Source organism: Gammaproteobacteria bacterium, from assembly GCA_035279405.1.
Lineage (GTDB): Bacteria > Pseudomonadota > Gammaproteobacteria > Natronospirales > REEB76 > REEB76.
In genome coordinates this window covers 149,577-168,536 of record DATEHU010000017.1, presented here as the reverse complement: position 1 = coordinate 168,536, position 18,960 = coordinate 149,577, and the positions used below count along the sequence as shown (strand labels likewise).

At 63.2% G+C, this 18,960-nt stretch carries 18 protein-coding genes and 1 pseudogene; 14 read left to right on the top strand and 5 right to left on the bottom strand.

Annotated features, from left to right (window positions below):
- Positions 1-44 precede the first annotated feature (44 nt).
- Positions 45-338: a co-chaperone GroES gene (locus VJR90_01995; GenBank protein ID HKV96248.1), complete on the bottom strand. Its 294-nt coding sequence runs from the start codon at positions 336-338 to the stop codon at positions 45-47.
- A gap of 154 nt (positions 339-492) precedes the next feature.
- On the opposite strand from VJR90_01995, the pseudogene cutA reads away from it, so the two are divergent.
- The 12 genes and pseudogenes from cutA (at position 493) to purD (ending at position 13,290) form a co-directional block, all read left to right on the top strand.
- Positions 493-819: pseudogene (gene cutA, locus VJR90_01990) on the top strand (divalent-cation tolerance protein CutA).
- 251 nt (positions 820-1,070) lie between these two features.
- Positions 1,071-3,326, top strand: coding sequence for a protein-disulfide reductase DsbD (locus tag VJR90_01985; GenBank protein HKV96247.1), 2,256 nt, complete (start codon positions 1,071-1,073; stop codon positions 3,324-3,326).
- On the top strand, positions 3,323-3,958 hold the full coding sequence (locus VJR90_01980) for a redoxin family protein (protein HKV96246.1): 636 nt from the start codon (positions 3,323-3,325) through the stop codon (positions 3,956-3,958). Before VJR90_01985 ends, VJR90_01980 begins: the two co-directional genes overlap by 4 nt.
- 250 nt (positions 3,959-4,208) lie before the next feature.
- Complete coding sequence (aroQ, locus tag VJR90_01975) at positions 4,209-4,658, top strand: type II 3-dehydroquinate dehydratase (protein ID HKV96245.1); 450 nt, start codon at positions 4,209-4,211, stop codon at positions 4,656-4,658.
- 24 nt (positions 4,659-4,682) lie between these two features.
- A complete protein-coding gene (gene accB / locus VJR90_01970) occupies positions 4,683-5,159 on the top strand; it encodes an acetyl-CoA carboxylase biotin carboxyl carrier protein (GenBank protein ID HKV96244.1) in 477 nt (158 codons plus the stop codon).
- Between the two features lie 39 nt (positions 5,160-5,198).
- Entirely contained in the window at positions 5,199-6,539 is a 1,341-nt protein-coding gene (gene accC / locus VJR90_01965; protein ID HKV96243.1) for an acetyl-CoA carboxylase biotin carboxylase subunit, read from the top strand.
- Positions 6,540-6,627: 88 nt separating this feature from the next.
- Positions 6,628-7,512 (top strand): 50S ribosomal protein L11 methyltransferase, encoded by an 885-nt coding sequence (prmA, locus tag VJR90_01960; protein HKV96242.1) that lies wholly within the window; start codon positions 6,628-6,630, stop codon positions 7,510-7,512.
- Positions 7,512-8,543, top strand: coding sequence for a DUF3426 domain-containing protein (locus tag VJR90_01955; GenBank protein ID HKV96241.1), 1,032 nt, complete (start codon positions 7,512-7,514; stop codon positions 8,541-8,543). Before prmA ends, VJR90_01955 begins: the two co-directional genes overlap by 1 nt.
- Before the next feature lie 174 nt (positions 8,544-8,717).
- Positions 8,718-9,704, top strand: a complete 987-nt coding sequence (gene dusB, locus VJR90_01950; protein ID HKV96240.1) for a tRNA dihydrouridine synthase DusB — start codon at positions 8,718-8,720, stop codon at positions 9,702-9,704.
- The gene (fis, locus tag VJR90_01945) at positions 9,701-9,997 is read left to right on the top strand and encodes a DNA-binding transcriptional regulator Fis (GenBank protein ID HKV96239.1); all 297 of its coding nucleotides are present in this window, start codon (positions 9,701-9,703) and stop codon (positions 9,995-9,997) included. The genes dusB and fis overlap by 4 nt, the downstream gene beginning before the upstream one ends.
- A gap of 207 nt (positions 9,998-10,204) precedes the next feature.
- Positions 10,205-11,779 carry a bifunctional phosphoribosylaminoimidazolecarboxamide formyltransferase/IMP cyclohydrolase gene (gene purH / locus VJR90_01940; protein ID HKV96238.1) on the top strand — a complete coding sequence of 525 codons (1,575 nt, stop codon included), beginning with the start codon at positions 10,205-10,207 and terminating at the stop codon, positions 11,777-11,779.
- A gap of 212 nt (positions 11,780-11,991) precedes the next feature.
- A complete protein-coding gene (gene purD / locus VJR90_01935; GenBank protein HKV96237.1) occupies positions 11,992-13,290 on the top strand; it encodes a phosphoribosylamine--glycine ligase in 1,299 nt (432 codons plus the stop codon).
- Positions 13,291-13,438: 148 nt separating this feature from the next.
- Here purD and rho read toward each other — a convergent pair whose 3' ends face one another.
- Both rho and trxA read right to left on the bottom strand, forming a co-directional pair.
- The gene (gene rho, locus VJR90_01930; GenBank protein ID HKV96236.1) at positions 13,439-14,698 is read right to left on the bottom strand and encodes a transcription termination factor Rho; all 1,260 of its coding nucleotides are present in this window, start codon (positions 14,696-14,698) and stop codon (positions 13,439-13,441) included.
- Between the two features lie 138 nt (positions 14,699-14,836).
- Positions 14,837-15,163, bottom strand: coding sequence for a thioredoxin TrxA (gene trxA, locus VJR90_01925; GenBank protein ID HKV96235.1), 327 nt, complete (start codon positions 15,161-15,163; stop codon positions 14,837-14,839).
- A 255-nt stretch (positions 15,164-15,418) separates the two neighbouring features.
- On the opposite strand from trxA, the gene VJR90_01920 reads away from it, so the two are divergent.
- Positions 15,419-16,693, top strand: coding sequence for a DEAD/DEAH box helicase (locus tag VJR90_01920; protein HKV96234.1), 1,275 nt, complete (start codon positions 15,419-15,421; stop codon positions 16,691-16,693).
- Between the two features lie 49 nt (positions 16,694-16,742).
- Here the strand turns inward: VJR90_01920 and yrfG are convergent, their stop codons facing one another.
- Complete coding sequence (gene yrfG, locus VJR90_01915) at positions 16,743-17,471, bottom strand: GMP/IMP nucleotidase (GenBank protein ID HKV96233.1); 729 nt, start codon at positions 17,469-17,471, stop codon at positions 16,743-16,745.
- A 44-nt stretch (positions 17,472-17,515) separates the two neighbouring features.
- Here yrfG and cysQ point away from each other — a divergent pair, with 44 nt between their 5' ends.
- Complete coding sequence (gene cysQ, locus VJR90_01910) at positions 17,516-18,313, top strand: 3'(2'),5'-bisphosphate nucleotidase CysQ (GenBank protein ID HKV96232.1); 798 nt, start codon at positions 17,516-17,518, stop codon at positions 18,311-18,313.
- 67 nt (positions 18,314-18,380) lie between these two features.
- Here cysQ and VJR90_01905 read toward each other — a convergent pair whose 3' ends face one another.
- On the bottom strand, positions 18,381-18,947 hold the full coding sequence (locus VJR90_01905; GenBank protein ID HKV96231.1) for a chalcone isomerase family protein: 567 nt from the start codon (positions 18,945-18,947) through the stop codon (positions 18,381-18,383).
- Positions 18,948-18,960 lie beyond the last annotated feature (13 nt).

Genomic DNA, 18,960 nt, shown 5'->3' with positions numbered 1-18,960 from the left:
CTCTAAATGAAATGGGTTGAATGAATTCGGGATGAAAAACCGGATCACTTGCCGCCGACGATGGCGATGATCTCGTCTTCCTTCACCGCGACGTATTCCACGTCGTCAATCTTGAACTCTGAACCGGCATACTTGCCGATCAGCACCTTGTCGCCCACCTTGACGGTCGGCGCCAGTACCTGGCCGCTGTCCAGGGTGCGGCCCTTGCCGACGGCGACGACTTCGCCTTTCATGGGCTTTTCTTTGGCGGTGTCGGGGATGACAATGCCGCCCGCGGATTTGGTTTCCGACTCCAGGCGCTTGATGATCACCCGGTCGTGAAGTGGTTGCAGCTTCATGGAAAGACTCTCCTTCTTGAAATGATTTCCAGGGATGACGGGTCTACAAAGGCATGCGGAGGAACCCTGTTAGCACTCCACCGCTCTGAGTGCTAATGATAAGGTCGAATCCCCCGGAGTCAAGGGATGGGCCGTTGGAAATTTATGGAAACTTATGCTTGAGAATCATGTAGTTGTCTTATCCACCGTCCCTGACCAGAAGTCAGCGGAGAAAATTGCCTTGGCTTTGGTGAAAGAGCGCTTGGCGGCCTGCGTGAACCTGGTGCCGGGACTCACCTCCATATATATCTGAAAAGAGGAGCTGAAGCGGGAACCCGAATGCCTGTTGATCATCAAATCCACGGCCGGGCGCTTCGAAGCCCTGCGCGAGCGCCTGCGCGCGCTGCACCCGTATGAGACCCCGGAAATCCTGGCCCTTCCAGTAAGCCACGGCGACCCCGACTATCTCGGCTGGCTGACGCAGAATAGCCGTGGATCCTGAACTTATTATTTTGAGCATCGAACGACATGTCGAATATGCGCGCCAGTCAATGCGACCTTAAATCCCCCCTCTTTCGGACTCCGCAATCCTGCTTTGTCCGAAAGTCCAGGGCAGCCCTGAACACTTTGCTTTCCTGCGTCGTGTTCAAGTCCAGGGAGACCGTCCCTGGTCTCCCGCACATCGCGTTGCGATGTGCCCGTGGCTGCCCGCTCGCGGCTCCGCCCCTTACCCCCCTTTGCAAAGGGGGGGGCGTGCGTCGCGCGTGGGGGGATTTTGCACCACGCCTTTTGTCTTCGGGTGCCGTATGGTTATTGGCGATTCTCGCCCTGCTGCCCGCCTTGGCCCATGCCGCCTGGCAGCCGCTGCCGCCCGACCAGGCATATCGCCTGCAGGTACAGCCGCAGAACGGCATGCTGCTGGCCCACTGGGACATCCAGCCCGGCTATTACCTCTACCGCAGCAAATTCAAGTTCGTCAGCCAGACACCCGGCGTGGCCCTTGAGAACGCGCAATTTCCTGCGGGCGAAACCCATACGGATCAGTTCTTCGGCACCCAGGAAATCTATCGCGGCGGCGTGACCGCGAGCGTCCCCTATGCCGGCTCGGGACCGCTGGCGCTAGAAGTCATTTACCAGGGCTGCGCCGACCAAGGCTTTTGCTATCCGCCACAGACCCGCACCTTCAATCTGACTCTGGCCGCCGCGCAAGTTGCCGGGGTACATCCGCCGGATCTCGCGGCCGTGGTGGCCGGGGGCCAAAGCACCGGCAGTTTCCCGCCGCCCGACCAGGTGTTTCATTTCAGCGCCTATGCCAAGGATGCGAACACCATCGAGGCGCAGTGGCAGATCGCCGACGGCTATTACCTGTATCGGCAAAAATTCCATTTCACGAGTTCCGACCTGAACGTGTCGCTGGGCGCACCGGATTTCCCGCAAGGCCAGATCGAGAGCGACCAGTATTTCGGCACGCAGGAAATTTACCGCCAGAGCGTGGCGGCCATGATCCCGGTGACGCGCAGCGGCGGCGACAGCAGTATTCCGCTCGTCGTTACCTACCAAGGCTGCGCCGACAAGGGCCTGTGCTATCCGCCGATCACCAAAACCGTGCTGATCAACTTCACCACGCCTGGCGTGTCCGCGACTCCCACGACCGGCGTGGCGTCAACAGTGGCGGCGAACCCTCCGCCTGTTGCACAACAGAACCGGCTCGCGGATTTGATACGCCACGGTAACCTCGCCTGGGTGCTGCTGGTGTTCCTGGGCCTCGGCATCGCACTGTGCTTCACACCCTGCGTACTGCCCATGATTCCGATCATCGCCGGCCTGATCGCCGGCCAGCAAAACAAACCCTCCACGCTGCGCGCATTTTCGCTCTCGCTCACTTACGTCATCGCCATGGCGCTCACCTATACCGTGGCCGGCGTGATCGTGGCGCTGGCCGGCGCCAACGTGCAGGCCTGGTTCCAGAATCCCTGGATCGTGAGCGTGTTTGCGCTGGTTTTCGTGCTGCTGGCGCTCTCCATGTTCGGCGTATATCAGTTGCAGATGCCGAGTGCGCTTCAGACGCGCCTCGTGAGCCTGAGCAATACACAGCGCGGCGGCGCGTTCGCGGGTGTGGGCGTGATGGGCGTGCTCTCGGCACTGATCGTCGGTCCCTGCATAACCGCGCCGCTGGTGGCGGCGCTGCTGGTCATTGGCCAGAGCGGCGATCCGCTGCGCGGCGGGCTGACCCTGTTTGCACTTGGCTTGGGCATGGGCGTGCCGCTGTTGATCGTCGGCACCTCCGCAAGCAAGTGGCTGCCGAAGGCCGGCGCCTGGATGACGGCGGTCAAATATTTCCTGGGCGTGTTGCTCATCGCCGTGGCCATCTGGTTCCTGTCGCGCATCCTGCCGGGAGCGGTAACGCTCGCATTGTGGGCGGCGCTCGCCATTGCCTGCGGCGTGTATCTGCTGTTGCAAAAGACCCGCGCGCTTGCCTGGCGGCGAGTGTGGCAGGGCGTGGGAGTGGTAGTCGGGATTTACGGCGTTATCATGCTGGTAGGTGCGGCGAGCGGCGCACAGGATCCGCTGCAGCCATTGGCGCGCTTCACGCAAGCCGGGTCGAGTGTGAACCGCATCGACGGCCTGCAGTTCACGCGCATCAAGACGGTGACGGATCTGGATCAGGCGGTGGCGGCGGCCAGCATGCGGCATCAAACCGTGATGCTGGATTTCTACGCCGACTGGTGCGTATCCTGCAAGGAGATGCAGCAAGGAGCGTTTCGCAATCAGAGTGTGATTGCCGCGCTCGGCAACACGCGGCTCCTGGAAGCCGATGTCACCGCCAACGACGCCGCCGATCAGGCACTGCTCAAGCATTTCGGCATCTACGGTCCGCCGAGCATCATGTTCTTCAATGACCGCGGTCAGGAACTCACGGACCAGCGCGTGGTCGGTTACATGGACCCGGAGGATTTCGCGGCACGCGTGCGCCAGGTATTCGCAGACAACACGGGCACAGGAAATTGAAACACACTCAAGCCACGGTATTGGTAATCGTCATTCTGATCGCGGCGGGTGCGGCCGGATTCGGCGTGTACACCTGGATGCAGCCGGCTCACCACCCGGCACCGGTCACGTCGGTGGCGGAAACTTCCGCGCCGCCGCCCGCGATCCCCGCAATGTCCGCCGCCGAAGCGCTGACGGTTTCCATGAACGACTTGCAGGGCAAGCCGCACAGCCTGGATGACTGGCGCGGCAAGGTGGTGCTGGTGAATTTCTGGGCCACGTGGTGCCCGCCCTGCCGCGAGGAAGTACCGCTGCTGGTGAAGTTGCAGGCCAAATACGCGGCCCAGGGCCTGCAGATCGTGGGCATTGCCACCGATGAGCAGAGCGAGCAGGACGTGCGTGACTTCCTCAAGAGAACGGTGGTCAATTACCCCATTCTCATGGGGGGTGGCCACAGCGCCGACATCGTGAATGCCCTGGGAGGCGACTTCATCGGCCTGCCGGTGAGCGTGGTGCTGGACCCGGACGGTAGCGTGTTCCGCATCAACGCGGGCGCCATGGAGCCCATGGATGCCGAAAACCTGATCAGAGCCGCGCTAAAGCTCCCGGCCCTGCCGTCTGCAAAGCCAGCGGCTACAACCCAGGCAAACTAGCCGCCAACTGCGCTGATCTCCCTGCTTCTGTCAAAACCGGGCATGGACAATCTGGCCTGCCTGCCTCACAATCCATGCCCCGACCAGCCCCAAAGAACCTCCGGCACCAATTTGCCGGCTAAGTCGAACCATGCAATCAATGGGGTCTTCCAGAGTGGGCCGGGCCGGGAACTGGCGCTGACTCTAGAAATGGAATTGCTATAATCCTGCCGCCATCTCCTGGGATTCCAGGCTTAAATGAAGGCATCGAGTGGCAAGCATCCTGATGTTGAATGGGCCCAATCTGAATCTTCTGGGGGAAAGGGAGCCGGAACTCTATGGTCATGCCAGCCTGCCGGAACTCGAACAGCGTCTGCAGAACCAAGCCAAGGCTCTGGGCCACACGCTGGCGTCATTCCAGAGCAACCACGAGGGCGCACTCGTGGACCGCGTGCAGCAGACGCGCAAGGACGGCACTGCGTTCCTGCTGGTCAATCCCGGGGGCTATACGCACAGCAGCGTCGCGCTGCGTGACGCGCTGGCCGCGGTCAAGCTGCCGTTCATCGAAATCCACGTGAGCAATATCCAAGGGCGCGAACCCTTCCGCCGTCACTCGTATTTCTCGGACCTGGCGCTCGGCACGATCACGGGCCTCGGCAGCCAGGGTTACGAGCTCGCGCTGCAGGCGGCCGACCGCTGGCTGCGCACCCAGACACACTGAACCTGCTTTTCCGGGGTAACGCCTATGGACATACGCAAGGTCAAGAAACTCATCGAGCTGCTGGAAGAATCCGGCATCGCGGAAATCGAGATTACCGAGGGCGAGGAATCGGTACGCATCAGCCGCTACGGCGGGAGCGCTCCGGCGGTTACGCATGCGATGGCTGCGCCCGCACCAGTTCCGGCCGCGCCCGCACCGGCTGCGCCTGCAGCTGCGGCACCGGCTGCGAGCGCGACGGTGACACCCAGCGGCAAGGAAATCCCCGCCGGCCACCAGGTGAAATCGCCGATGGTGGGCACCTTCTACCGCGCCGCCACACCCGGGTCCAAACCGTTTGTGGATGTCGGCAGCGTGGTAAAGGAGGGCGACACGCTGTGCATCATCGAGGCCATGAAGATGATGAACCAGATCGAGGCCGACAAGGCCGGTACCGTCAAGGCGATCCTGGCCAGCAACGGCGATCCGGTGGAATTCGGTCAGCCATTGATCATCATCGAGTAAGCCGCCATCGCCGCCAAAGCCACCAGCCGCGCGCCGGCGATGCTCGACAAGATCGTGATCGCCAACCGCGGCGAGATTGCGCTGCGCATCCTGCGCGCCTGCCGCGAGCTGGGCATCAAGACGGTGGCGGTGTTCTCCACCGCCGATCGCGATTTGAAGCACGTGCGCCTCGCGGACGAAGCGCTGTGCATCGGCCCGCCGGCCTCCGCCGACAGCTACCTCAACATGCCGGCCATCATCAGCGCCGCCGAAGTCACCGACGCGGTCGCCATCCATCCGGGCTACGGCTTCCTCGCCGAAAATGCGGATTTCGCCGAGCGCGTGGAAAAAAGCGGCTTCATTTTCATCGGCCCGCGCGCCGAAACCATCCGCCTCATGGGCGACAAGGTCTCGGCCAAGCAGGCCATGCAGAAGGCCGGCGTACCTACGGTGCCGGGTTCGGACGGTGCGATCACCGACAATGCCAAACAGACCGTCGCGAGCGCCAGGAAAATCGGTTATCCGGTGATCATCAAGGCCTCGGGCGGCGGCGGCGGACGCGGCATGCGCGTGGTGCACAGCGAGGCCGCGCTCATGTCGGCCATCAACATGACCAAGGCCGAGGCCAAGGCGGCCTTCGGCAACGACGCGGTGTACATGGAGAAGTTCCTGGAGCGTCCGCGGCACATTGAGTTCCAGGTGCTGGCCGACGGCCAGGGCAACGCGGTGCACCTCGGCGAACGCGATTGTTCGATGCAGCGCCGTCACCAGAAGATCATCGAGGAAGCGCCCGCGCCCGGCATCAGCGAGAAGCAGCGCCGCACCATGGGTGAGCGCGTGGCCGAAGCCTGCGAGGACATCGGCTACCGCGGCGCCGGCACCTTCGAGTTCCTCTACCAGGACGGCCAGTTCTTCTTCATCGAGATGAACACCCGCGTGCAGGTCGAGCACCCGATCACCGAGTTGGTTACCGGCATCGACATCGTGAAATGGCAGCTGATGATCGCCGCCGGCAAGCCATTCACGCTCAAGCAGAAGGACATCCAGATGAAGGGCCACGCCTTCGAGTGCCGCATCAACGCCGAGGACCCGCACAAGTTCACGCCCTCCCCCGGTCTCATCACCCGCTGGCACGCGCCCGGCGGTCCCGGCATACGCGTGGACTCGCATGCGTACAGCGGCTACACCGTGCCGCCCTACTACGATTCGCTCATCGGCAAGATCATCGCCTACGGCGATGACCGCGCCTCGGCGCTGGCGCGCATGCGCACCGCACTCCTGGAAACCGTAGTCGAGGGCATCAACACCAACATCCCGCTGCACCAGGAACTGTTCAGCGATTCGGCCTTCATCGCCGGTGGCACGAATATTCACTACCTCGAAAAGAAGTTGGGATTGTAAAAAGACGTGCTGAGTGCTGCGTACTGCGTAAAGAAGCAGAATCTACTTTTCATTCGCAGCACATAGAACGCAGCACGCAGTACTTTTTATGGCTTGGCTGCAACTTCAGATGATGCTCGAGGCCGACGAGGTGCTGCGCGTCGAAGCCGCGCTCGAGGCTGCCGGCGCCCGGTCTGTCACGTGCTGCGACGCCGCGGACCACCCGCTGTACGACCCCGATCCGCTGCATCCATCCCGCTGGCCGCACACGCAACTGCGTGCGCTGTTTCCATCCGACATTGATGCGGACGCGGTGCGTGCGGTACTCACCGCGGCGCTCGGCAGGTTGCCGCCGCACCGCTTCACGCCGCTCGCGGACCGCGACTGGGAACGGGAATGGCTCAAGGATTTCAAACCCATGCGCTTTGGCCGGCGACTTTGGATCGTGCCAAGCGCCTACGCGCCGCCCGATTCCGACGCCGTCAATGTCAGACTCGACCCGGGCTTGGCGTTCGGCACCGGCACCCATGCCACCACCGCACTGTGCCTCGAATGGCTGGATGGCGCGGATCTCGCCGGAAAATCCGTGTTGGATTACGGCTGCGGCTCGGGCGTGCTGGCGATCGCCGCCGCCCTGCTCGGTGCCGCGCGCGTCCACGCGGTGGATAATGACGCGCAGGCGCTTACCGCCACGCACGAAAATGCTCTGCGCAACCAGGTGGATGCGCAAATCAAGATCGGCCCGCCGGACAGCTTGCCGGCCGCGGCCGTGGATGTGGTACTCGCCAACATTCTGGCTGCGCCCCTGATCGAGCTGGCGCCGCAATTTGCACAACGGCTCAAGCCCGGCGGAGAGCTGGTACTTTCCGGTATCCTTGCGGATCAGGATCGCGACGTGCGCGCCGCCTGTGCGCCCTGGTTCCGATTCGGCCCCGGGACACAGCGCGACGGATGGCGGCGACTGGATGCGCGCCGCAAACCAGAGAGGCATTGATGTTCACGACCTGCACCGCTTGTGGCACCCAGTTCCGCGTCAATACCGCGCAGTTGCGCGCGGTGCATGGACTGGTGCGCTGCAGCCGCTGCCAAAGCGTGTTCGATGCCTTTGAAACCCTGCGCGAGGCTTCCGAGGTGGCAGCGGAGGTTGCGGAAACCGGCACACCGGTTTACACGATTGAGCCGGCGGAGGAAACGCCGGTGCGCAAGCCCGAGGAGCTCGAGCCGATTGCCATCGAATCCGCCAGTCCGGCGCCGCCGGTGCTGGACCTGAAAATTTCGGTAAAAGACCAAGAATCCGTCGCGCCGATAGACGATTTGTTCGCGGATTTGTGGGGCGAGCCCCCGGCCGCCAAACCGGCCGAACCTGCGTCTGCGCCTTCACCGACGCAGGCATCGCTGCTCATCGAGGATCATATTCCCAAGCCCCCGGAACTCGCGCGCGACCAGGCGCTGTACCGCGACACGCAATTGCCGCCGAGCGAACCGCGCGTGGCACCCGCCCCACGCCGGCGTTTTGCCATCAGCGGCTGGGGGGTAGGCGCGGTCATGTTGCTCGTGCTGCTGGCCATCCAGCTGATCAACGCCAACCGGCTGGCATTGAGCGCCACCGCTGTGATTGGCCCGCCGCTGGGCGCCGTGTATGCGGCCATGGGGCATCCGTTGCAGGCGGTGCCACAGCCGAGTTCCTGGATAATCAGCAGCATCAATGTGACCTCCGACCCGGACACACCCGGCGCCCTGGCCATTACCGGCAATCTGCAGAACCACGCGGACTTCGCGCAGTCGTGGCCGCTGCTGCGCGTGGAACTCACCGACCGCTACGGCGATGCGCTGCGCGCGCGGGATTTCACCGCCAGCGAGTATCTGCCCGCGAACCAGCCCGCCACCTGGCTGGGCAGCGGCATGGCCACGCATTTCCGCATCGACGTGGTGGACCCGGGACCGGACGCGGTGGGCTTTCAGGTACAGGCCTGCCTGAACATGGAAAATCAGCGCCAATGCGGCAGCAGCGCCGGCGCAGGCTGATTCTCAAGGAACCGCGCCTGTCTCCGGGACAAATTGCGCGAATCTGCGCTGCCAATCCGAACGCTCACGCGGCGCATTCGCATAGAACGTGGCGCGGAAAATTTCAAGTTTGACACCCCGGGGTTTGCCGTTATCATCCGGCCCCTAATCCCCGTTCAACAAATCCACGCACGCATGCGTATAGGGCCGTATTTTTTGCGCAACTCCGTGGTGCTCGCACCGATGGCGGGCGTCACCGACCGTCCGTTCCGCCAGTTGTGCATGCGCCTGGGTGCAGGCTTGGCGGTTTCGGAAATGCTGACGGCGCAAGTCGCGCTCTACGACAGCCTGAAAAGCCGCCGCAGGCGCGATCATGAAGGTGAGGCCGAGCCACGCATCGTGCAGATCGCGGGCGGCGAACCCCTCATGCTGGCCGAAGCCGCGCGTCGCAACGCCGATGAAGGCGCGCAGATCATTGACATCAACATGGGCTGCCCGGCGAAGAAAGTCTGCAACAAGGCGGCCGGCTCGGCGTTGTTGCAGGATGAAACGCTGGTCGGGCAGATTCTCGAAGCGGTGGTCACCGCGGTCAACGTGCCGGTAACGCTCAAGATTCGCACCGGCTGGGATCGCGAACACAAGAACGGCGTGCGCATTGCGAAAATCGCCGAACAGGCAGGCATCTGCGCGCTGGCGGTACACGGCCGCACGCGCGCCGATCTGTACGGCGGCGAGGCCGAGTACGCAACCATCCGCGCCATCAAGGCGGCGGTCGGCATTCCGGTGATCGCCAACGGCGACGTGGACTCGCCGCAGAAAGCCCAGGCGGTGCTCGCGCACACCGGCGCCGATGCCGTCATGATCGGACGCGCCGCCCAGGGACGGCCATGGATCTTCCGCGAGGTTGCGCATTTTCTCGCGACCGGCCGCAAACTGCCGCCGCCCGCGCCCGCCGAGATTGCCGCCATCATGCTCGCGCATCTCGACAATCTGTACGCTTTTTACGGCGAGTTCACCGGCGTGCGCATGGCACGCAAGCACATCGGCTGGTATCTGAAGACCGTGCCACACGCGGCCGGGCTGCGGGACCAGTTGCTGCGCGTGGAAAGCACGCGCGCACAGCGTGCCCTGGTCCGTGATCTATTTGGGGACAACAACAACGAACTGGAGTTGGCGGCATGAACAACAAAGCCACGGCACAACGTTTCGAAGTGGTCGAGGGCGGCGCGCCGGGCGTGGCGGCCTCACATTGCCTGCGGGACTATGCCGAGAAGACCCTGCGACGTTATTTCAGCGACCTCGACGGCCATGACCCCACGAACGTGTACGACTTCGTGCTGGCCGAGATCGAGCCGCCGTTGCTCAAGGCGCTGATGGACTACACGCGCGGCAACCAGTCGCGCGCCGCGCTGATCCTCGGCCTCAACCGCAGCACGCTGCGCAAGAAACTGCGTCAATATAAAATCAGCGCCTGAAATCCCCCCTCACTCCCCTTTTAAAATGGGGGGCGCGCGCTGAGCGCGAAGGGGACTTAACTCCGCTGGCGCTGGTTTGGCCGCCCGTCCTTGGCCAGCAGCTGGAATGTCACGTTCAGACACACACTACTCATGGGATTGTCCCGTGTAGCCGAGGCACGGGGGTCACTGTAAAATTCACATTCCGCAATCTCCAGGCTCCAGCCGATGCGCCCCATCCAACGTGCGCTGCTTTCGGTTTCCGACAAAACCGGTCTCGTGGATCTGGCGCGCGGCCTGCATGCGCTCGACATCGAACTGCTGTCCACCGGCGGCACCGCGAAACTGCTGCGCGATGCCGGACTCCCGGTCCAGGAAGTTGCGGAATACACCGGCTCTCCCGAAATCCTCGGCGGACGCGTCAAAACCCTGCACCCCAAGATTCACGGCGGACTGCTCGGGCGGCGCGGCACCGACGCCGCGACTATGCAGAAGCATGGCATCCCGCCGATCGACCTGCTGGTGGTGAATCTCTATCCCTTTGAAGCCACGGTCGCCCAGCCGCAGGCCACGCTGGCCCAGGCCATCGAAAACATCGACATCGGCGGTACGGCGATGCTGCGCGCCGCCGCCAAGAACTGGAACGATGTGGCGGTGCTGAGTGCACCCACGCAGTACGCCGACGCGCTCGGCGAAATCCGCCGCGACGGCGGCCTCGGGCGCGCCAGCCGTTTTCGCCTCGCGGTGGCTGCGTTTGACCTGGTGTCCGATTACGACGCCGCCATCAGCGATTACCTTTCCTGTCTCAAGCTCAATGACGCATACGATGCGATCGTCGGCCGTGACACCTTCCCGGCGCACGCCAACAGCCGTTTCGTGAAACTCATGGACCTGCGCTACGGCGAGAATCCGCACCAGCCAGCCGCGTTCTACCGCGACCTGTACCCCGCACCCGGCACACTCGCCACTTTGCGCCAGTTGCAGGGCAAGGAACTCTCCTACAACAACCTCGCGGACGCCGATGCCGCCTGGGAATGCGTGCGCCAATTCGAGGCGCCCGCCTGCGTGATCGTGAAGCACGCCAACCCCTGCGGCGTGGCGCTCGCGGCCGATGGCGTGGCGGCCTACGCGCTGGCTTACGCCACGGATCCGGAATCCGCCTTCGGCGGCATCATCGCCTTCAACCGCCCACTCGATGCGCAAACCGTACAGACAGTGATCAAACGCCAGTTTGTCGAAGTGTTGATTGCGCCGCAGGTGCCCGCGGACGCGCTGGCCGCGGCGGCTGCCAAACCCAAGGTGCGCATACTGGAAATTCCGCCGGGCGATGGCCATAACAGCATCGACGTGAAACGCGTAGGCTCCGGCCTGCTGATGCAGATTGCCGATCAGCAGCGCACGACGCGCGCGGAGTTGAAAGTGGTCAGCAAGCGCCAACCCACGGCCAAGGAGTTCGACGATCTAATGTTCGCCTGGGCGGTGGCGAAGTTTGTGAAATCCAATGCCATCGTGTACGCAAAAGATCTACGTACCCTCGGCATCGGCGCCGGTCAGGCGAGCCGCGTGATGAGCGCGAAAATCGCCGCGCTCAAAGCCGCCGCAGCCCAACTGGAAGTGCGCGGCGCGGTCATGGCTTCGGACGCCTTCTTCCCCTTCCGCGACAGCGTGGACGCAGCCGCGGCGGCGGGCATCGCCGCCATCATCCAGCCGGGCGGCTCGATGCGCGATGCGGAAGTCATCGCCGCAGCGGACGAACACGGGATTGCCGTGGTGCTGACCGGCATTCGCCATTTCCGGCATTAGGCACGGATCTTTTGCCCGATTACAGCGTTGCAACCCTCGCTGCGCTGCTCATTACACAGATCGGTAACTCCGCTGCTCGCTCGGGATGCGCCTCGTCCTCGGGCAAAATCTCCGGCGCCTAGCTTGGGATTTAGCGACTCGCAGCCAAAATTCCTGGCTTTAACAGACCAAACACGTACCATACGGATTCAGTAACAGCCCGCGGAAAAATCATGCAGGTTCTGGTCATCGGCGGCGGCGGACGTGAACATGCGCTGGCGTGGAAGCTGGCGCAGTCGCCGCGCGTGGCGCGCGTGTATGTGGCGCCGGGCAACGCTGGCACCGCACACGAGGCGAAATGCCAGAATCTGCGCATCGCCCCCGACAATCTGCAGGCTCTGGTGGATTTCGCACTCGGTCAGGGCATCGCGCTCACCGTGGTCGGCCCCGAACCGCCGCTGGTGGCAGGCATCGTGGATGTGTTCGTCCAGGCGGGTCTGCCATGCTTCGGCCCGACGCAGGCGGCCGCGCAGCTCGAAGGCTCCAAAGCCTTCGCCAAGGATTTTCTCGCGCGCCATAACATTCCCACCGCCGGGTACCGTACCTTCACCGCAGTGGAAACGGCGCTCAAGCATCTGCACGAGCATGGCGCGCCGGTCGTGATCAAGGCCGACGGGCTGGCCGCCGGTAAAGGCGTGATCGTGGCGCAGACGCTCGCCGAGGCCGAACATGCGGTGCGCGACATGCTGGCCGGCAATGCCTTCGGCGCCGCCGGACATCGCGTGGTGATCGAGGATTTCCTGCAGGGCGAGGAAGCGAGCTTCATCGTCATGGCCGACGGCGAACACGTGCTGGCGCTCGCCACTTCCCAGGATTACAAGCGCGTGGGCGACGGCGACACCGGTCCCAATACCGGCGGCATGGGTGCGTATTCACCCGCGCCGGTCATAACTCCGTATCTGCACGCGCGCATCCTGAAGGACATCATCCAGCCCACCATCCACGGCATGGCCGCCGCGGGCACGCCTTACACTGGATTCCTGTACGCGGGCCTGATGATCTCGCCGGACGGGCAGCCGCGGGTAATCGAATTCAACTGCCGCAGCGGCGACCCCGAGACCCAACCCATCCTGCTGCGCCTAAAGTCCGATCTGGTGGAATTGTGTGAAGCCGCGCTCGCCGCCCGGCTCGACAAAATCACCGCCGAATGGGATGCGCGTCCCGCGCTCGGCGTGGTGCTCGCAGCCGAGGGTTATCCGGGCGAATACCGCAAAGGTGATTCTATCGCCGGCCTGCCGTCGTCCCCCATGGATCACATCAAGGTATTCCACGCCGGGACTGCGGAGCAGGATGGCCGCGTAGTGACCAGCGGTGGGCGGGTGTTGTGCGTGACGACGGTGGATGACACGCTGACCGCTGCCCGCCAGCGCACTTATCAGGTCGCCGAAGGCATTCACTGGCCGGGACGGTTTTTCCGCCGCGATATCGGCTACCGCGCGCTGCAACGGGAAAAGGCTGGACATCGAGAATAGGGATTGCGACAGGTGGACCATAGGTCCACGCCGCTCTCACAATCTGCGCCACTTAATTGCGGCTGAAAGCCGCTCCTACGTTTTCAAGACCGCCTCATCCATGCTTCTCCCCTGACACGGGAGAAGGGACAATCAGATGCCGACGGCATCATTGCCGCTTCATGGAATCAAAGAACTCGGCGTTGGTCTTGGTTTCCTTGAGCTTGTCGAGCAGGAATTCGCTGGCCGCGAGCTCGTCCATGGGATGCAGCAGCTTGCGCAGAATCCAGATTTTCTGCAGCTCGTCCTGCGGCACCAGCAGTTCCTCGCGACGCGTGCCGGAGCGGTTGATGTTGATGGCCGGGAACACGCGTTTTTCCGCGATGCGCCGGTCGAGGTGGATTTCACTGTTGCCGGTGCCCTTGAATTCCTCGTAAATCACGTCGTCCATGCGCGAACCGGTCTCGACCAGTGCGGTGGCCAGAATCGTGAGCGAACCGCCCTCTTCGATGTTGCGCGCCGCGCCGAAGAAGCGCTTCGGGCGCTGCAATGCATTGGCGTCCACGCCGCCCGTCAGCACCTTGCCGGAGGCCGGTACCACGGTGTTGTAGGCGCGCCCCAGGCGCGTGATGGAATCCAGCAGGATCACCACGTCACGCTTGTGCTCGGTCAAACGTTTGGCCTTCTCGATGACCATTTCCGCAACCTGCACGTGGCGCGTGGCCGGCTCGTCGAAGGTCGAGGACACCACCTCGCCCTTCACCGAGCGCTGCATCTCGGTGACTTCCTCGGGGCGCTCGTCAATCAGCAGCACGATCAGGTACACGTCGGGATAGTTGGCGGTGATGCTCTGTGCGATGTTCTGCAACATCATGGTCTTGCCGGCCTTGGGCGGCGACACAATCAGGCCGCGCTGGCCCTTGCCGATGGGCGCGATCATGTCGATGATGCGCGCGGTGATGTCCTCGGTAGAGCCGTTGCCGCGCTCCATCTTGAAGCGCTGCTTGGGGAACAGGGGCGTCAGGTTCTCGAACAGCACCTTGCTCTTGGCGTTCTCGGGCGGATCGAAATTGATGTGGTCCACCTTGAGCAGCGCGAAATAGCGTTCGCCTTCCTTGGGCGGCCGGATCTTGCCGGCCACGGAATCGCCGGTACGCAGATTGAAACGCCGGATCTGGCTGGGCGAGACGTAAATGTCGTCCGGGCCGGCGAGATACGAGCCCTCCGCGGAGCGCAGGAAGCCGAAACCATCCTGCAGGATTTCCAGCACCCCGTCGCCGGAGATTTCCTCGCCGTTGCGCGCGTGTGCCTTGAGGATGGAGAAGATCACGTCCTGCTTGCGCGAACGCGCCATGTTCTCCAGGCCCATGGATTCCGCCAGTTCGATGATGGCTTCGGCGGGTCGTTTCTTGAGGTCAGTCAGATTCATAAACGCGGAGTTCCCGATTTAATGCAATAGAGGAAAACCGGCGAATGCCGGGGTTAGAAAAATGTTTTGCAATTCTGTCTAATGCTGCCGGCGGTTCTCTGCCGCCGTGCGCACCGCGCGCCGCATGTGCGGCCGCAGTCAGATATTGGTTTCAATGAATGCCGTCAACTGGGACTTCGAAAGCGCACCGATTTTCTGCGCCTGCACGCTGCCGCTCTTGAACAGCATCAAGGTGGGAATGCTGCGAATCCCGTATTTCTGGGTAAGGTGGGCATTTTCGTCCACGTTGACCTTGGCGATCTTGAGCTTGCCGTCGTAGTCCTTGGCGATCTCGTCGAGGATCGGAGCGATCATCTTGCAGGGCCCGCACCACTCCGCCCAGTAATCCACGAGCACCGGGACACTGGATTTCAACACGTCGTTTTCGAAGTTGGCGTCGGTGGTATACACGATCTGGTCACTCACGGTTATCGATCCTCCGGTATCTGAAACTCTTGGTGCCGCCGCTGGGCGGATGGGTGCGTTGGCGTGCAACCCGCATGGGAAGTGACGTGCCGTGCCGGTTAGGGCACAATGTCGCGGCTGGTGCGCGTCGCTGAATTAATAAAGCGTTATGAGGTTCGGAAACGTCCCGCACTGAGCACGGGTACTGGGCGTTGAAGCCTATTTGAGCCCAACCGCCGGCGGATTGCAAGCCCCCGGGTCACTCAAGAAACCACGATGGAACAACACCTGACCGAGCTGCGTTTCGAGTCCATGGGACTGGCCGCGCCCCTGCTTGCCAGCCTCGCCGAGGCCGGCTTCAGCCACTGCACGCCCATTCAGGCGCAAGCGCTGCCGCTGCTGCTCAAGGGCCAGGACGTGGCCGGACAGGCGCAGACCGGCACCGGCAAAACCGCCGCGTTTCTGCTCGCGCTGTATCAGCGCCTCCTGACGCATCCACCCAAATCCGGGCGCCGGGCGAATCAACCGCGCGCGCTGGTGGTGGCGCCCACGCGTGAACTGGCGGTGCAAATCCACAAGGATGCCGAACTGCTCGGCCGGCATGTCAATCTCAGTCGCACGGTGGTGTATGGCGGCGAGAACTACGACCAGCAACGCGACAGCGTGGCGGCCGGCGTGGATTTGCTCATCGGCACTCCGGGCCGGCTGATCGATTACTTCAAGCAGCACGTATACGATTTGCGCGTCTTGGAAGTCTTGGTACTGGACGAAGCCGACCGCATGTTCGACATGGGCTTCATTGCCGACGTGCGCTTTCTGCTGCGTCGCATGCCGCACCCCACCGAGCGGCTCAACATGCTGTTCTCGGCCACGCTCTCCTACCGCGTCATGGAGCTGTCCTACGAACACATGAACAACGCGGTGTTCGTGCGCATCCAGCCGGACCAGGTCACGGTCAACAGCGTGCGCCAGGTGCTGTATCTGCCCGCGACCAACGAAAAGATCGCCTTGCTGGTGGGCCTGCTGCGGCAACTGGAAGCCCACCGCACCATGGTGTTCGTGAATACCAAACGCGTGGCGGAAGACGTGGAAGCCTGGCTCAAGGGCAACGGCTTCAAGGCCGCGGTGCTCTCCGGCGACGTGCCGCAGAAAAAGCGCCTGCGGCTGCTGCGCGAATTCACCGAGGGCGCCCTGCCGATCCTGGTGACCACCGACGTCGCCTCGCGCGGCCTGCATATCCCCGACGTAACGCACGTCATCAACTACGATCTGCCCCAGGACGCCGAGGACTACGTGCACCGCATCGGCCGCACCGCGCGTGCCGGCGCCGAAGGCGACGCCATCAGCTTTGCCTGCGAGGAATACGCGTTTTCGCTGCCGGAGATCGAGCACTACATCGGTCGCGCCATTCCGCGCGAGGCCCTGCGGCCGGAGCTGCTCGCGGAATTGCACCCGGCGGCGAAACGCGAACGCTATCAGGCGCAGCTGCACCATCACGGCCATGCACCCGGGCGCGGTGGCGCACGCGGCGGCCGACGCCGCAGGCGCTGAGGCGTGAGGCGTGAGGCGTTCAAAACGCTTAGGTCTGACAATTTGTCTTTCAATAATTTCGCGCTTTCTCCAGCTCCTCACTCCTCACCCCTAACCCCTCACTGCTTTCCGGCATCAACTCCGCCAACGACTCCACCGAGGGGAACTCGTCGATCTCGCGCGCCGGCTGGTGGCTGTCGGGACGGCGCACGGCAATCAACCGCCCCAGGCCGTCGGACTGTGCGGCGCGCAACACCGGCAAACTGTCGTCCACAAACAAGGTGCTGCGCCGGTCGAAGGGTTCAAGCGTACGCAGACTCTGCCAAAAGCCTGCGGTTTCCTTGGGATGACCCAGCGCATGCGCGGACACCACGCGGTCGAAAAACCGCCCCAGTCCCGTATGTTCAAGCTTTATCGCCAGCACGCCGGGATGCGCATTGGTGAGCAGCACCAGGCGCTTGCCCGTCGCTTGCGCGTTCTGCAACAGCTCCAGCGCGCCCGCATGCACGCGGATCGTATGCTGAAGTCCGCGCGTCAGTGCCAGCACGTCCACGCCCAGTTCGGCTGACCAGTAATCGGCGCTGTACCACTGCAGCGTGCCTTCAAGCGCGCGAAAGCGCGGCCGCAGTTCCGCCTGTGCCTGCGCCGTGCTCAAGCCGCGGCGCTCGGCATAATGTCGCGGCAGGTATTCCTGCCAGAAGTAATTATCGAAATGCAGGTCGAGCAGCGTGCCGTCCATGTCCAGGAACACGTTGTCGATCGCGGCCCAAGCCACCTGCATGCGCGCCTTTTGCAACATGACCGGTATGATATACCGGCTTTTCCGCAAACCGGAGACTCACAGTGCGATTCGCCGACGCGCGCATGCTCGAACCGCTGCTCAACATTGCCGACAGCGCCGGCCGGCGCATTCTGGAAATCTACGCCACGGATTTCAGCGTGCAACAGAAAGCGGACCGTTCGCCGGTCACCGCCGCCGACCTGGCGGCGCAGGAAATCATCGTCAAAGGGCTGAAACAGCTCACGCCCGATCTGCCGGTGCTCTCGGAAGAATCCAGCCAGATTCCGTTTGCCGAGCGCCGCCGCTGGGACAGCTACTGGCTGGTGGATCCGCTCGACGGCACCAAGGAATTCATCAACCGCAACGGCGACTTCACCGTGAACATCGCGCTGGTGCAGCAACATGCGCCGGTGGCCGGCGTGGTGCACATCCCGGCGGAGAATCTCAGCTACTACGGCGTGGTCGGTGCCGGCGCCTGGCGCCGCCATGGCGCGGGCAAGCCCGAGCCGGTTCGCGTGCACCCGCTCTCCGGAGACCCGGTGCGCGTGGTCGCCAGCCGCTCGCACCGCGGCGAACTGCTGGACGGCTATCTCGCGAAACTCGGACCGCATGCGACCGTGTCGCGCGGCAGTGCCCTGAAATTCTGCCTGGTGGCGGAAGGTGCCGCTGACGTGTACCCGCGCCTTGGCCCGACCTCGGAATGGGACACGGCGGCCGGTCACGCCGTTCTGTTGGCGGCCGGCGGTCACGTGGTCAACGTCGACGGAACGGCGCTCAGCTACAACGCGAAGGAATCTCTGCTCAATCCCCATTTCATCGCGTACGCGGACCCAGCGCGCGACTGGCGGCAATACTTGTAGCAGCAGCCCTTGGCCGCGATTCTGCGTTTATCGCGATGTGGGCGTCAGTCCTGCAAAACGCACCCGGTCAATTTTTCACGCCCAGTAAGCCGTTGCGGAAATCATCCGGCAACTTCGGGCCGAGAAAAGCATTCAACAGCGCAGTGTGGAAATCCGCACCCGCGATCGTGCCCTTGAGCTCGGCGTTCCAGTGCACCTCGGTGCCCTGCCCCGGAATGTAATCCAGAGTGATGACATCGCCGCGTTTTGCCTGGCCAAAAAAGCCGACAAACTGGTCTATCTTGGCGCGCAGTTCCGCACTGATCTCGGGATTGTTGTCGTTGAAGCCTTCATCCCACGCATCCTTGAACTGACCTGGGGAGGCGGCGTAGATCATGTTCATCTGCACGCGATCCGGACCGGTCTGGGCCAGCACGGCTTCCACCGTATTGGCCTTCTCACGCAAATACAGCCCCCCCACATAGACCTTGACCTTGAACCAGGTCTTGGTGCGCAACGCAATGCCGTTCAGCACCAGAGTCTGCCCGCCCACCACGGCGGTATCCGGTATGTTGACGCCCGCGAGTGTCGCGGCCTGCACTCCCGTCAGTCCGCCCATCGCCAGCAGCAACAAACCCGCAAATAGCTTCCGCATGGTTGCACCTCAC